Raw genomic sequence first — 15,725 nt, 5'->3', positions numbered from 1 at the left:
ACGTTATATATGTAATTTTTATACCACATATTTTAAACTTAAGTCTCGATTTGTATCGAGACTTTTTTATTTACAACCTTTAAAGAAAAGCGAAAATAATTCTCCTGACAAAGAGAATCTAAAAACAAGAATTTGATTAAAACCGTAGCCATACAAGGAGTAAAAGGATCTTTTCACCATATAGTGTCTCAACATTTTTTTGATAAAAATATTCAGGTTAGCGAGTGCCTTAGTTTTGATGCTTCTGTAGAGCTATTATTAACTAACAAAGTCGATGCCTGTATTATGGCAATCGAAAACTCCATAGCTGGATCTATAATCCCAAATTATGCCTTAATAGATACTCATAATTTGCACGTGGTTGGAGAGCATTATTTAGATATTCAGCATAATTTAATGGCATTGCCAAACCAAAATATTGAAGAAATACAAGAAGTATATTCTCATCCTATGGCATTATTGCAGTGTAAAGAATTTTTTAAAAAACATTCTCATATTAAGCTAATTGAAGATAAAGATACAGCAGAAGTTGCGCAGAGAATACAAACTAAGCAACTTAAAAATGTTGGAGCAATTGCCAGTAAATTGGCAGCAAGTATTTTCGAATTATCGATTTTAGAAGAAAGTATTCAAACTATAAAACATAACGAAACACGTTTTGTTATTGTTAGGAAAAACGCTTCAGATAAAAAAAATAACACTATTAATAAAGCCTCTATTAAGTTCGAATTAGATCATAAAAGAGGAAGTTTAGCCACTATTTTAAACGTAATGAGCGATTGCCAATTAAATTTAACCAAAATACAATCACTACCAAAAATAGAAACCCCTTGGAAATATGCTTTTTTTGTGGATGTCACTTTTTTAAATTATGAAGATTATAAAAAAGCAGTGTCTTTAATGACAATAATGGCAACAGATTTTAAAATTTTAGGCGAATATAAAAATGCAAAATTATGATTGAAGTAGCAGACAGATTGCATAGTGTAGAGGAGTACTACTTTTCTAAAAAGCTTAAAGAAGTTAATGTGCTTAAAGCTAATGGTTTCCCTATTATTAATCTAGGTATTGGGAGTCCTGATTTGCAGCCACCAACACAAGTTATTCGTGCAATTACCGAAAGTTTAAATGCACCAAATGCACACAAATACCAAAGTTACCAAGGCTTGCCAGAGTTAAGAGAAGCGATTTCTGAATTTTATAAAGTACAATTTCACACTTATATAAATGCAGATAAAGAAGTGCTACCATTAATGGGAAGTAAGGAAGGTATTATGCACATTTCTATGGCATATTTAAATAAAGGCGATCAGGTATTAATTCCCAATCCAGGCTATCCAACATACACGTCTGTAACAAAATTAGTTGGAGCTGAACCTGTTTTTTACAATTTAGACGAAAACAACAATTGGGAACCAAACATTGAGCAATTAGAACAATTAGACCTGTCTAAAGTTAAAATTATGTGGTTAAATTATCCACACATGCCAACAGGAACTTTAGGGAATAAAACGCTGTTTAAAACCCTAATTACTTTTGCACAAAAACATAATATTTTATTAGTTAACGATAATCCTTACAGCTTTATACTTAACAATAAACCTCTAAGTATTTTTAATATTAAAGGCGCAAAAGACGTGTGTTTAGAGCTTAATTCGTTAAGCAAAACTTTTAATATGGCTGGTTGGAGAGTTGGGTTTTTATTAGGTTCGCAAGAGCATATAAATTCCATAATTAAAGTGAAAAGTAATATGGATTCTGGTATGTTTTATGGCATTCAAAAAGGTGCAATCGAAGCCTTAAAATGTTCTAAAATGTGGTATTTAAGTTTAAATAGTGTGTATGAGCAACGCAGAAAACTAATTTGGAAATTAGCCGAAGCTTTAAATTGCACTTACAACAAGGATGCTTCAGGATTATTTGTTTGGGCAAAATTACCAGCTTATTTTAAAGCAGAAGAATTTATAGATATGTTATTAAAAGAGCACAGCATATTTATAGCGCCAGGAACTGTTTTTGGATCACAAGGCGAAGGTTATGTGAGGTTTTCATTATGTGCCTCAACAGAAGATATAGAAGAAGCAATAGCAAGAGTTTAATAAATTCTTCCCTTAGGGAAGATCTTTAATATATAGATGGGAATAAATAATATATACATAATAGGAGTAGGATTAATTGGAGGAAGCTTGGCTTTAGACCTCAAACAGAAGCATCCTAATGTTACTGTTTATGGTATAGATACTAGTGAACAGCATTTAGTTGAAGCATTAGAATTACATACTATAGACGAAAAAGCAACTTTAGAAGATGTCAATAAAGCCGATTTAGTAATTTTAGCAATTCCTGTAGATTTTGCAGTGGTATTATTACCAGAAATATTAGATAAAATTTCAGATTTTGGCTTGGTTGTAGATGTAGGTTCAACAAAATTAGATATTTGTAAAGCAGTCGAAAATCATCCAAAAAGAAGAAACTTTTTAGCCATGCATCCAATAGCAGGAACAGAATTTTCAGGGCCAAAAGCAGCAACAAATAATTTATTTAACAACAAAACAAACATTATCTGCGAAGTCGAAAAAACAGCATTTAAACTACAAGAAAGCGCATTAAAATTATTTTCGAGTATTGGAATGCGTATGCGCTACATGAATCCTGAGTCGCACGACAAACACATTGCATACATGTCGCATTTATCGCACATAAGTGCATTTATGTTAGGAAAAACTGTAATTGAAAAAGAAAAAAACGAACGCGATATATTTGATATGGCAGGAAGTGGATTTGCATCGACTGTGCGATTAGCAAAAAGTTCGCCAGCCATGTGGACACCAATTTTTAAGCAAAATAAAACGAATGTAATAGAAACCTTAAATGATTACATTGCTAATTTAAAACAGTTTAAGGCTTTAATGGAACAGGATGATTTTGACGCTATTTATAGCGAAATGCAAGATACCAACCACATTAAAGAAATTTTAAAAGGAATAGAATAATTAATACAAATAATAGATTTTTCCTTTTAGGAAAATGTCTGAAATATAAAAAGGACTATGGAAAATAAAAAAGAAATGAGAACATGGTTGGACGATATGAAATTAGATCATCCATTAGTTATAGCAGGACCATGTAGTGCAGAAACCGAAGAGCAAGTATTAAAAATAGCACACGAGCTAAAAGATACAGATGTAAATTATTACAGAGCAGGTATTTGGAAACCAAGAACACGACCAGGAAATTTTGAAGGCGTTGGCGCATTAGGTTTAAAATGGTTGCAAAAAGTAAAAGCAGAAACAGGAATGAAAACCTGCACAGAAGTCGCTAATAGAAACCATGTAGAGCTATCTTTGGAGCACGATATCGATTTATTATGGATTGGAGCGCGATCTACAGTAAGTCCATTTATTATGCAAGAAATTGCAGATGCTTTAAAAGGAACCGATAAAATTGTTTTAGTTAAAAACCCTGTAAATCCAGATTTGGCTTTATGGTTAGGTGGTATAGAGAGGTTATATACTGCAGGTGTTAAAAATTTAGGAGCCATCCATAGAGGGTTTTCTACTTACGAAAAATCTAAATACAGGAACATTCCGGAATGGCAATTGGCAATTGAGTTTCAAAATAAATTTCCAGATTTACCATTAATTAACGATCCTTCACACATCACAGGAAAAAGAGATATGGTTTTTGATGTGTCGCAAACCGCTTTAGATCTTAATTTTGATGGTTTAATGATAGAAACACATACAGATCCAGACAATGCATGGAGTGATGCTGCACAACAAGTAACGCCAAAAACTTTAGTACGCATTATGCAAGATTTGCGCATTAGAAAAGAAACAGATCCTGAAGCAGAATATAATAATAATCTTAATAATTTAAGAGCTCAAATAGATGTAGTCGATAATCAAATTATTGATTTATTAGGCAAACGAATGAAGGTTGCAGATGGTATTGGAGCACTTAAAAAACAAAAAAACGTTGCAGTTTTACAAAGTAAACGTTGGAACGAGATTTTGGGTAAAATGGTATTAGAAGGAAGCGATAAAGGCTTAAGCGAAGAGTTTATTCTTAGATTGTTTAAGGCAATCCATCAAGAATCTATAAATCATCAAGAGAAAATACTTAAGCAATAATATTTGAGTTGCGAGTTAGAATAAAAAGGTTATTTTTGGCACGTCTTTTGAAAAGAAGACATTTTAATAACCTAAACTCTTAACTAAAATGAAAAAAGTATTACTATTATTAATTGCTGTTATTACAACTTCAGTTACAAGTGCACAAGTGGATCAAATTTTTAAACACAACGGAGAAGTTGTAAAAGGCGCAGTAAAGCGTGTTGAAGAATATACAGTTGTTTTTGTATATGAAGGTGAAGAAGCAGAATATACAATTGGAAAGTATGCCGTTGAAAAAATTATTCACTCTAGTGGTCGTGAGGAAGAAGTTTCAGAAAAAATAGTGATTAATAATCCTAAAGAAGATTGGGAGAAAGTGGTTATATTAGAAGACAAGTCATATATTGCTGGTTTAAAAAAAGGAGGAAATGTTAGAGGTAAAACAGGACTTATTAACTTTCAATCTGGTAATACTGGAGATCGTAAAGCAGAGAAAAAATTAAAAATTGCTGCTGCAAAATTAGGATGTCCTTTTATTTTATTAACTGCAGATAAAAGCACTGTTGGATCAAGTTCTAATGCCTTAGGAGGTTCACAAAACATCAAAAAAGGTATTGGATATAAATACAAGTAAAAAAAATAGTATAAGTATTAATAAAGACTGTCTTAAAAGGCAGTCTTTTTTTGTTGTATTGCATTTTTAAATTTTTCATCTTTGCAGTAATGACAGGATTAGTATATAAATCTACAGGAAGTTGGTACACAGTAAAAACAAATGCTGGTAAAACCTACGAGTGTCGTATAAAAGGCAAGTTTAGGCTACAAGGTATAAAAAGTACAAATCCTATTGCAGTAGGCGATTATGTAGATTTTGATCTAGACGAAGATAATAACGAAGTGCCAGTTGGTGTCATTAAGTATATCCACGACAGAAAAAACTATATTGTTAGAAAATCGGTAAACCTATCCAAACAAACACATGTTATTGCATCTAATATAGATCTTGTTTTTTTACTAGTAACTATAGATAATCCTCCAACCTTTACAAGTTTTATAGACCGTTTTTTGGTTACAGCAAAAGCTTACGGTATAAAAGCAATTTTACTATTTAATAAAATAGATACTTACACAGAAGACACTATTTTAGAAGTAAAATATTTAGCACACATATATCGTAAAATAGGTTATGAGTGTATAGAGATTTCTGCAATCACAGGACACAATATTAATAAAGTTAAAGGCTTAATGGAAGGTAAAGTGAGTATGTTTACTGGTCATTCTGGTGTTGGTAAATCTACATTAGTAAATGCTATCGAACCGCAATTAGATTTAAAAACAAAAGAAATTTCTACACAACACAGCCAAGGACAACATACCACAACATTTGCCGAAATGTTCGATCTTAGTTTTAATGCAAAAATTATAGACACACCAGGAATAAAAGGTTTTGGAATAGTAGATATGGAAAAAGAAGAAATTGGCGATTATTTTCCAGAATTTTTTGAGTTAAAACAAGACTGTAAATTTAATAACTGTTTACACCTCGAAGAACCAAAGTGTGCAGTAAAAAATGCTTTAGAAAACGACGAGATTGCAGCTTCTAGATACAAAAGCTATCTTCAAATTTTAGAAGGAGACGACCATCATTATAGAACAGATATTTGGGATAAAGAGTAGAGAAAAGTAGTTATGAAAGCAGTAATCCAAAGAGTCTCTAAAGCCAGTGTAACAATTACAGAACACAAAGTAGCGTCTATAAACAATGGATTACTAATTTTATTGGGTATTGTTGCAGAAGACACAGAAGATGATGTAAAATGGCTCTCAAATAAAATCTCCAACCTTCGTATTTTTAATGATGAAAACAAAGTGATGAATTTATCATTATTGCAATCCAAAGGCGACGCTATAATTGTAAGTCAATTTACATTACACGCAAACACAAAAAAAGGTAATAGACCAAGTTATATTAATGCCGCAAAGCCAGATGAAGCAATTCCAATATACAAGGGTTTTATTAAACAAATGGAAATTGATTTGGGTAAAAAAGTACAAACAGGAGAGTTTGGTGCAGATATGAAAGTTGAGTTACTTAACGATGGACCAGTAACTATAATAATAGATACTAAAAACAAACAGTAATACTAGTTCTTTAACTTGAAGGATAAGTAGTTTTATGGTAAATTTGTAAACTTTAAGACTAAAAAAATGAACATAGAAAACGCTCAAAAAGAAGTAGATAATTGGATTAAAGAACATGGAGTACGCTATTTTAACGAGCTAACAAACATGGCACAATTAACGGAAGAAGTTGGTGAAGTCGCAAGAATTATCGCAAGACGCTATGGAGAACAAAGCGAAAAAGAAAGTGATAAAAATAAAGATTTAGGAGAGGAATTAGCAGATGTTGTGTTTGTGGTTTTATGTTTAGCAAACCAAACAGGAATTAATCTTCAAGAGGCTTTTAATAAAAAATTAGACTTAAAAACTATACGCGATCGTAACAGACACAAAAGCAACCCAAAATTATAAGTAATGTTAACAAAATCGAACTTAAAAAAGTTATTAATAAATTCAACACTCTACTCAGGTTTATTATATGTATTATTTAACTATACAAAATATGGAAAACATGTTTTTAATTATAGAACAAAAGATAATTCATTATTAGTAGCTTTAGTAACAGGAGTAGTTTTGGCTATTTTATTCGCAATCTTGTCTCGAAAAAGAAAAGATGAGTAATATAAAAATTAATACTACTTCAATAAAACGCTCTAACGTTTCTATTACTATTACAGGCTCAAAAAGTGAGTCCAATAGATTGCTTTTACTCCAAGCGTTATATCCAGAGCTTGAGTTAAATAATATTTCTAATTCCGACGATTCAATACTAATGTCAAAGGCATTACAATCTAAGAATCAGATTATAGATATCCATCATGCAGGAACAGCAATGCGTTTTTTAACCGCTTTTTTTTCAACCCAAAACCAAAAAGAGATTACGCTAACTGGTTCCAGTCGAATGAAACAAAGACCTATTGGAATATTAGTAAACGCATTACGCGATTTAGGTGCAGACATTAGTTATATTGAAAATGAAGGCTTTCCGCCATTAAAAATTAAGGGAAAAACTCTAACCAAAAATAAAGTCGCCTTAAAAGCAAATGTGAGTAGCCAATACATTTCGGCATTATTACTTATAGCTCCACAATTAAAAAATGGCATAGAATTAACTTTACAAGGAGACATCACATCTGTTCCATACATAAATATGACTTTGGCTTTATTACAAAGTATTGGAGCGGAAACCTCATTTAAAGATAACTGCATTACAGTAAAACCATTAGAAACTAAAGGCTTAAAAACAAAAACCCTCGTAGTAGAATCCGATTGGTCATCAGCTTCCTATTATTACAGTATTGTAGCGTTATCTCCAATTGGATCGCAAATCACATTATCTTCTTATAAAATAGAAAGCCTCCAAGGCGATTCGGTTTTAGCAGAAATTTATAAACAATTTGGAGTCGAAACACAGTTTAAAAACCATACAATTTCAATTAAAAAAACAACCACAACATTTCAGGATGGAGCGATTCAATTAAATCTAAAAAACGCACCAGATATTGCTCAAACCATTGTAGTAACAGCATTTGGATTAGGACTAGCCTGTGACTTAACAGGTTTACATACTTTAAAAATAAAAGAAACAGACCGTTTAGAGGCCTTACAAACCGAAATCCAGAAATTAGGAGGTACAATAACAATTACTAATAACAGTTTACACCTTTTGGCTTCAAAAACAATGAAACAAAATATAGCTATAAATACCTATAACGATCACAGAATGGCAATGGCATTTGCACCTTTAGCATTACGTGTGCCATTAGTTATAAACGATTCAAAAGTCGTTTCTAAATCCTACCCAACATTTTGGGAAGACCTTATATCCATTGGCTTTAAAATAAATAAACAATAATAATTGCCTATTTACTTGACAACGCCTACTTTCAGATTGTATATTTGCAACTTTGCACACACTAAAATAGAATTTTTTATATGAAATTATCACACTTCCAATTTGAGTTACCAGAAGAGCTTCTAGCCGAATTTCCATCAGAAAACAGAGACGAGTCTAGGCTAATGGTTTTAAACCGAAAAGAGCAAACTATAGAACACAAACAATTTAAAGACTTAATCGAGTACTTTGATGAGGACGATGTGATGATACTTAACAATACAAAAGTATTTCCTGCACGTTTATTCGGAAACAAAGAAAAAACAGGAGCACGTATCGAAGTGTTTTTACTTAGAGAATTAAACGAAGAGCAACGCCTTTGGGACGTACTCGTAGATCCTGCTCGTAAAATAAGAATAGGAAACAAGCTATACTTTGGTGAAGACGAGAGTTTAGTGGCAGAAGTTATAGACAATACAACATCTAGAGGAAGAACATTACGCTTTTTATACGATGGATCTTACAAAGAGTTTAGAACCAAACTAAAAGAACTTGGCGAAACACCATTACCAAAATATATAAAAAGAGATGTACAGCCAGAAGACGAAGAACGTTACCAAACCATTTTTGCTAAGCACGAAGGTGCAGTAGCAGCTCCAACAGCAGGAATGCACTTCTCTAAACACCTTTTAAAACGATTAGAAATAAAAGGAGTAGATTTTGCAGAAGTTACTCTACATGTTGGACTAGGTACCTTTAATCCAGTAGAAGTAGAAGATTTGTCTAAACACAAAATGGATAGTGAAGAGGTTAGAATAGAAGAAAATACAGCCAATAGAATTAACCTTGCACTAAAAAATAAAAAGCGAATTTGTGCTGTAGGAACCACTGCAATGCGTGCAGTAGAAAGCGCTGTATCATCTAGTGGAACATTAAATACAATAGATGGTTGGACAAATAAATTTATTTTTCCTCCTTATGATTTTAGTATTGCAAACGCAATGATTACTAATTTTCATACACCAAAATCAACGTTATTAATGATGGCTTCTGCCTTTGCAGGACACGATTTTATTAAAAGAGCCTACGAAGAAGCAGTAAAAGAAAAATACAAATTTTACAGTTATGGAGATGCGATGTTAATTATCTAATTCCCATTTAAAATAGTTATCTAAGCCTCTTTTTTAGAGGCTTTTTTTTATGGCATTACCCAACTACGCTTAAGCTACGTTGCGTCGTGCTTTCACTACTCAATCTTTTTCTGCAAAAAAGGATTTCAAACAAGCCGTTCAATCACTAATGCACTTACCAGCAAACTATTCTCTAACAGTTAAAACCTATTTCCTAACCACTTTTTCATACTTTTGCAAAAACAATGGAAACAAAGAAAAAAGACATAAGAGCATTAACCAAAGAGCAACTTAGAGCGTTTTTTGAAGCAGAAGGCGACAAAGCCTTTAGAGGTAACCAAGTTTACGAATGGTTGTGGAGCAAAGGTGCACATACTTTTGAGGATATGACAAACCTCTCTAAGCAAACACGCACAATGCTAGAGGCCAATTACGTTATAAACCATATAGAGGTAGATGCTATGCAACGTAGCAACGATGGCACTATAAAAAACGCAATAAAACTACACGATGGTTTAATTGTAGAATCTGTGTTAATCCCAACAAAAACCAGAACAACAGCTTGTGTGTCTAGTCAAGTAGGTTGTAGTTTAGACTGTAGATTTTGTGCAACATCTAGATTAAAACGAATGCGCAACCTTAATCCAGACGAAATTTACGATCAAGTAGTCGCTATCGATAAACAAAGTAAGTTATACCATAATAAACCCTTAAGTAATATTGTATTTATGGGTATGGGAGAACCACTAATGAATTATAATAACGTACTCAAAGCCATAGACAAAATAACTTCGCCAGAAGGTTTAGCAATGTCACCAAAACGTATTGTAGTCTCCACCTCTGGTGTGCCTAAAATGATTAAAAAAATGGCAGACGATAATGTAAAGTTTAAGTTAGCAGTCTCATTACACTCTGCAATAGATGAGGTAAGAACCTCTATTATGCCATTTAACGACACATTTCCTTTGGCAGATTTGCGAGAGGCTTTGGTGTATTGGTACGAGAAAACAAAAAACAGAATTACTTACGAGTATGTAGTTTGGGATGGCATAAACGACAAAAAAAAGGATGTAGATGCCTTAGTAGCCTTTTGTAAATTTGCACCAAGTAAGGTAAATTTAATAGAATACAACCCAATAGACGATGGCGAATTTCAACAAGCCAATACCAAAGCATTAGATATGTATGTCTCAGTATTAGAAAAAAATAATATAACCGTAACTGTAAGACGTAGTAGAGGAAAAGATATAGATGCAGCTTGCGGACAATTAGCAAACAAAAAATAACAGAAAGTACTCATAAAATTATAAGTAAAAAAAGCGACCATTTGGTCGCTTTTTTTAAAGTTAAGTTATAATTAGTTTTTTACAAACTTAAGTGTTTTTGTACCATTACCAGTACTCACCTTTGCAATGTAAACACCATTATTAATTGCACCTAAACTCACAGATTCTTCATTAGAATTTAAAGTTTGCGCTAAAATTTGCTTTCCTAAAATATCATACACTTCGATATTAGTAAACGCAACACTTGTAGATTCTAAGTGTAAAGAATTAGTGTTAGAATTATAGTAGTGTTTTATAGAGTTTCCAGAAAATTCATCAACACTTAATACAGCTTGCACACTTAATTCAAATAATAATAAAATTCCACTATTTGCAGCAGGAGTAGTCGCTCGTATTGCAAAGTAAAAATCTCCATCAGTAGTTGGAGTATAAGTTACAGAACTAGAATAGGCATTTTGAATAAGAGTAGCTAATTCACCACTTTGAGTTATATTGTTATAAGTACCTAATACAGTTTGTGAAGCAGCTGCAGCAGATGGAGTATCAGTAACAACAATATCAAAGGATTCCATTGCAGCAGGAGCAGGATTGTTAAAAACATTATAAATCACATTAAAAGTGTATTCTCCACCTGTAACACCATTAAATACTGGTAAAAATAACCAGTCATCCTTTTCAATGTTAGCAGCTTGAGGGAAAATTAGACCTACAGCATCATTTGTAAAATCGCCATCAAAATCATTACCATTATTGTAGCCCCAAGTTGTTGCGTCTGCATTAGCATCCTCAATTGTATAACAAGCAATTAAAGGGTTAATATCGGCAAAGTCATAAGTGTAAGGGCTAGTTGTGCTACAATCTACAGGAGTTTCTGTTAAAGTAAAATCAAATCCAGCATCACTCCAAGTATCATCGAAAGCAAAAATGTAAGTCACACCAGTTTCAACAGCAAATGTAACCTCCGATAAATAATTTTGTACTCCAGCAGAGGGATCAACATCATCATTACCTGCAAGACAGGTTAATGCACCACAAGTTCCTGTGTAAACATGTAATCGTGTATCTCCTCCAGCATTAACTGCTAAATCAGTAGTAATATTAGCAATACCATCTACTGTAGCTGTAAAAGAGAACCACTCTGCAGCTGTTTCTACTTCAGCTTCGTTTGCTGCACATTCTGGTAAGGGTACTTCTGTGCCATCTACCATTGCTACAGTAGTTGTTCCTGCAGTGACAGCTTGTGCAGTAGCACAGGTTTGCTGCGCATAAGTGCCAATACAAAATGCAAGGCAAGTAATTAGTAAAGTAATTTTTTTCATAATTAAGGGTTTTAAATAGATTAATAGACTTAAATTTAATAAAAATTTGCTGTCCTAAAGAAGTTTTAGGTATTATTTATGTTTTCTAACGCTATATTATTCCATATTTTTGTAGCAATACACCATTTTGAAAATAACCGAAAAAATAAAACAGCCTATAGACTATGAGATGGAACTTTTTGAGAAAAAGTTTCTATTATCTATGTCTTCTAAAGTTGCATTGCTCAACAGGATTACACATTATATAGTAAATCGTAAAGGGAAGCAAATGCGACCAATGTTCGTGTTTTTAGTAGCTAAGATGGTTAATAATGGAGAGGTTGCTGAGCGTACCTATCGAGGCGCATCTGTAATCGAGTTAATTCATACAGCAACATTGGTACACGACGATGTTGTGGACGATAGTAACAGGCGTCGTGGGTTTTTCTCAATAAATGCATTATGGAAAAACAAAATTGCAGTACTCATTGGCGATTTTTTGCTCTCTAAAGGCTTACTTCTCTCTATAGATAACAATGATTTTGATTTGCTGAAAATTATTTCGGTTGCAGTTAGAGAAATGAGTGAAGGCGAATTACTTCAAATTGAAAAAGCTCGAAAACTAGATATTACAGAAACTATTTATTACGAAATTATAAGACAAAAAACAGCGACTTTAATTGCAGCTTGTTGTAGTCTTGGTGCAGCGTCTGTAAAGCCAAACACCGAAACTGTAGAAACTATGAGGCATTTTGGAGAGCTTATTGGCATGGCATTTCAAATTAAAGATGATTTGTTTGATTATGGTACACAAAGCATAGGCAAACCAACAGGTATTGATATAAAAGAACAAAAAATGACATTGCCTTTAATTTACGTACTTAACACTGTGTCTAAAAAAGATAAGAAATGGCTAATCAACTCTATAAAAAATCATAATAAAGATAAAAAACGAGTTAATGAGGTGATTGCCTTTGTAAAACAAAATGGAGGTTTGGAATATGCTGTAAACAAAATGAAAGCATTTCAAAAAGAAGCATTTGAGATCTTATTTACTTTCCCAAAATCTGAATATAGAGATGCTTTAGAGCTTATGGTTAATTATGTTATAGATAGAAATAAATAAAAAATGCCATATAATTTCAATAATAACCTTCAATAAACAGCTCTAAAGTACTGTTGTTTTCTTTGTCTCAAAATCGTTTTGTAATAAACTAAATGAGAGGCTTTTTTATTTTTATTCCTTTACAGATTATCTTACTTTTATAGACTTCAAAAAAAATAAAACTTTGATTTCAAAATCTACAATAGACCAAGTGTTTGAAACCTCTCGAGTAGAAGAGGTGATTGGCGATTTTGTACAATTAAAAAAGTCGGGCAGTAGTTTTAAAGGTTTAAGTCCTTTTAGCGAAGAGCGTACACCAAGTTTTATGGTATCTCCTGTTAAGCAAATCTGGAAGGATTTTAGCACAGGAAAAGGAGGTAATGCTGTTGCGTTTTTAATGGAGCACGAACATTTTACCTATCCTGAAGCCATAAAATATTTAGCAAAAAAATACAATATTGAAATTGAAGAAACAGAGCAATCTAACGAGCAAAAATTAGAAGCTAGTAAACGCGAAAGTTTGTATTTGGTTAGTGAATATGCAAGCCAATATTTTCAGAATATACTCCACAAAACAGACCAAGGCAAGGCCATTGGGCTAAGCTATTTTAAAGAGCGTGGTTTTACTTTAGAAACGATTAAGAAATTTAATTTAGGTTACGCCTTAGACGAGTGGCAAGCCTTTACAGACGAAGCCTTAAAAAAAGGCTATAAACTAGAGTTTTTAGCCGAAACAGGACTTACCATAGTCAAAGACGATAAACGGTTTGACCGTTTTAAAGGTCGAGTTTTATTCCCAATCCAAAGTATGAGTGGACGGGTTTTAGGCTTTGGAGGTCGTATTTTAACCAACGATAAAAAAGCAGCCAAATACCTTAACTCACCAGAGAGTGATTTATACCATAAAAGTAAGGTGCTTTATGGTATATATCATGCGAAACAAAGCATAGCAAAAGAAGATAACTGTTATTTAGTTGAGGGCTATACAGATGTTATACAATTTCATCAAACAGGAGTAAAAAACGTAGTGTCCTCCTCTGGGACAGCATTAACTAGCGATCAAATACGGTTAATTAACAGGCTAACAAAAAATATTACTGTGCTTTTTGATGGTGATGCTGCAGGACTGCGAGCCTCTTTAAGAGGTATCGATTTAATATTGGAACAAGGTATGAATGTAAAAATTTGTACCTTTCCTGAAGGTGAAGATCCAGATAGTTTTGCAAAACAAAACACATTACAAGAGCTTAGTTTGTATTTAAATGAAAAAGCTCAAGATTTTATACAGTTTAAAGCTTCTGTATTATACGAAGAGTCTAAAAACGATCCTATAAAAAAGGCTGAAACCGTTAGAGATATTATAGAAAGTATCTCTAAAATACCAGATAGAATTAAACAAGAAATTTATATCCAAGAATGTGCTAGAATTATGGATATAAGCGAAGCTGTTTTGTTTAGTTCCTTAGCTCAAATAAGTAAAAAAGAAGCAAAAGAAGCCTCTAAAAAAGACAATAGACAAGAGCCATTTCAGGTAATTAAACATCAACAACCTGTTAAAAAAGTTGATATTCAATATGTTTTAGAACGAAAAATTATTGAAATTTTATTACTCTACGGAAACAAAACCGAAGATTTTGAAGATTTAGTTTTAAAAGAAAACGAGCAAGGAGAATTAACCTTAGAGCCTGTAGTTCACAAAGCTAAAGTATTTGAAAAAATATACTTGGATTTGCAAGAAGACGAGATGGAGTTTACCAACACACAGTTTAAAAACTTATACTACATAATTATAGATACTTTAAATCAAAATCCAGACTTTGCAATAGAACAATTTGTAAACACTGTAGATATTGAAGTTGCCAATGAAATTACTTCTATAATAATGGACGATGAGCGTTACACTTTAGACAATTGGGAAAGCAAAAATATTTTTCCTAAAAGTAAAGAAACTACAATTCCGCAATTAGTAAACGAAACTATTCTTAGTTTACGTTGCTTTTTAATAGACCAAAAAGTTTTAGGTTTTCAAGAAGAAACATTAGCCAATAGAACAGAAGTTAACAGTTCTATTTTACAAGAAGTTAAAGATTACTCTAGTTTAAAAATGTTATTGTCTAGAAAATTAAGTCGCGTGTTGTAATCCACTAGCTGTTTTGGCTTTTTCTACCAAATCTACCAGATTAGAAACATTAAGTTTTTTCATTAAACGCGCTTTATAAGTACTAACTGTTTTTTCATTAATATCGAGTTCAATTGCAATTTCCTTATTCTTTTTACCAGAAGATAATAGTTTAAGAACTTCAATTTCTCTAACAGAAAGTTTTTTGTAAAAACCATCAGATTTTTTCCCTGTTCCGCTTTTTTTAATGTTTTGAGTTATTACAGGGCTTAAATAGGTGTTTCCTTGAGTTACTTGTTCAATCGCTTCTTTTAAGGTTATAACACTAGAGTTTTTGCTTAAATAACCATCTGCACCAAGCTTAATTGCGGTTATAGCATAAACTTCTTCGGGTTGAGAACTAAAGAAAATAACTTTTATTTTTGGGAATTCACGTTTTAAACGCCTTAATGCGGTTAAACCATTAAGTTTCGGCAAATCAACTTCAGTTAGAATAACGTCAACAGAATAATTTTTTAAATAGTTAAAAATATCTTCTCCGTTATCTACACTTGCTTTGATTTGAATGGTCTTGGAATTTGAAAATACAAATTCTAAACCCTTTCTGACAATGGGATGGTTGTCAACCAATAAGAGTGTAATCATAATCTTTTTTTGATTAGAAATGTCATGATATTACCTGAGGAAAGTAATAAGAATGTTGATAATAGCGTTGCA

The 15,725-nt window shown here is 32.4% G+C and carries 16 protein-coding genes; 14 read left to right on the top strand and 2 right to left on the bottom strand.

What is annotated here, in order from left to right:
• Positions 1–132: 132 nt before the first annotated feature.
• The 12 genes from ACVC5O_RS12135 to rlmN all read left to right on the top strand — a co-directional run bounded on the left by ACVC5O_RS12135 (position 133) and on the right by rlmN (position 10,486).
• Entirely contained in the window at positions 133–960 is an 828-nt protein-coding gene (locus ACVC5O_RS12135) for a prephenate dehydratase (RefSeq protein WP_452221749.1), read from the top strand.
• Entirely contained in the window at positions 957–2,099 is a 1,143-nt protein-coding gene (locus ACVC5O_RS12130) for a pyridoxal phosphate-dependent aminotransferase (protein WP_452221748.1), read from the top strand. The genes ACVC5O_RS12135 and ACVC5O_RS12130 overlap by 4 nt, the downstream gene beginning before the upstream one ends.
• A 42-nt stretch (positions 2,100–2,141) precedes the next feature.
• On the top strand, positions 2,142–2,993 hold the full coding sequence (locus tag ACVC5O_RS12125) for a prephenate dehydrogenase (protein WP_452221867.1): 852 nt from the start codon (positions 2,142–2,144) through the stop codon (positions 2,991–2,993).
• A 57-nt stretch (positions 2,994–3,050) separates the two neighbouring features.
• Complete coding sequence (locus ACVC5O_RS12120) at positions 3,051–4,133, top strand: chorismate mutase (RefSeq protein WP_452221747.1); 1,083 nt, start codon at positions 3,051–3,053, stop codon at positions 4,131–4,133.
• Between the two features lie 88 nt (positions 4,134–4,221).
• Positions 4,222–4,749: a hypothetical protein gene (locus ACVC5O_RS12115; protein WP_452221746.1), complete on the top strand. Its 528-nt coding sequence runs from the start codon at positions 4,222–4,224 to the stop codon at positions 4,747–4,749.
• 89 nt (positions 4,750–4,838) lie between these two features.
• A complete protein-coding gene (gene rsgA, locus ACVC5O_RS12110) occupies positions 4,839–5,792 on the top strand; it encodes a ribosome small subunit-dependent GTPase A (protein WP_452221745.1) in 954 nt (317 codons plus the stop codon).
• A 12-nt stretch (positions 5,793–5,804) separates the two neighbouring features.
• On the top strand, positions 5,805–6,257 hold the full coding sequence (dtd, locus tag ACVC5O_RS12105; protein ID WP_452221744.1) for a D-aminoacyl-tRNA deacylase: 453 nt from the start codon (positions 5,805–5,807) through the stop codon (positions 6,255–6,257).
• A gap of 66 nt (positions 6,258–6,323) precedes the next feature.
• Positions 6,324–6,647: a nucleotide pyrophosphohydrolase gene (locus ACVC5O_RS12100; RefSeq protein ID WP_452221743.1), complete on the top strand. Its 324-nt coding sequence runs from the start codon at positions 6,324–6,326 to the stop codon at positions 6,645–6,647.
• Between the two features lie 3 nt (positions 6,648–6,650).
• On the top strand, positions 6,651–6,857 hold the full coding sequence (locus ACVC5O_RS12095) for a hypothetical protein (RefSeq protein ID WP_452221742.1): 207 nt from the start codon (positions 6,651–6,653) through the stop codon (positions 6,855–6,857).
• The gene (locus ACVC5O_RS12090; protein ID WP_452221741.1) at positions 6,850–8,091 is read left to right on the top strand and encodes a 3-phosphoshikimate 1-carboxyvinyltransferase; all 1,242 of its coding nucleotides are present in this window, start codon (positions 6,850–6,852) and stop codon (positions 8,089–8,091) included. The genes ACVC5O_RS12095 and ACVC5O_RS12090 overlap by 8 nt, the downstream gene beginning before the upstream one ends.
• A gap of 80 nt (positions 8,092–8,171) precedes the next feature.
• Positions 8,172–9,221 carry a tRNA preQ1(34) S-adenosylmethionine ribosyltransferase-isomerase QueA gene (queA, locus tag ACVC5O_RS12085; protein WP_452221740.1) on the top strand — a complete coding sequence of 350 codons (1,050 nt, stop codon included), beginning with the start codon at positions 8,172–8,174 and terminating at the stop codon, positions 9,219–9,221.
• A 224-nt stretch (positions 9,222–9,445) separates the two neighbouring features.
• Positions 9,446–10,486 (top strand): 23S rRNA (adenine(2503)-C(2))-methyltransferase RlmN, encoded by a 1,041-nt coding sequence (rlmN, locus tag ACVC5O_RS12080; protein WP_452221739.1) that lies wholly within the window; start codon positions 9,446–9,448, stop codon positions 10,484–10,486.
• 71 nt (positions 10,487–10,557) lie between these two features.
• Here rlmN and ACVC5O_RS12075 read toward each other — a convergent pair whose 3' ends face one another.
• Positions 10,558–11,805, bottom strand: coding sequence for a T9SS type A sorting domain-containing protein (locus ACVC5O_RS12075; RefSeq protein WP_452221738.1), 1,248 nt, complete (start codon positions 11,803–11,805; stop codon positions 10,558–10,560).
• Between the two features lie 127 nt (positions 11,806–11,932).
• Between ACVC5O_RS12075 and ACVC5O_RS12070 the strand changes: the two genes are divergently transcribed.
• Both ACVC5O_RS12070 and dnaG read left to right on the top strand, forming a co-directional pair.
• Positions 11,933–12,910 (top strand): polyprenyl synthetase family protein, encoded by a 978-nt coding sequence (locus ACVC5O_RS12070; protein WP_452221737.1) that lies wholly within the window; start codon positions 11,933–11,935, stop codon positions 12,908–12,910.
• Positions 12,911–13,073: 163 nt separating this feature from the next.
• Complete coding sequence (gene dnaG, locus ACVC5O_RS12065) at positions 13,074–15,029, top strand: DNA primase (protein ID WP_452221736.1); 1,956 nt, start codon at positions 13,074–13,076, stop codon at positions 15,027–15,029.
• On the opposite strand, the gene ACVC5O_RS12060 is transcribed toward dnaG, so the two are convergent.
• Positions 15,012–15,653, bottom strand: a complete 642-nt coding sequence (locus ACVC5O_RS12060; protein ID WP_452221735.1) for a response regulator — start codon at positions 15,651–15,653, stop codon at positions 15,012–15,014. The two genes, dnaG and ACVC5O_RS12060, sit on opposite strands and share 18 nt — an antisense overlap.
• Positions 15,654–15,725: the final 72 nt, after the last annotated feature.

The organism is Lacinutrix salivirga (assembly GCF_053604675.1).
This window is presented reverse-complemented; position numbering and strand designations above follow the sequence as displayed.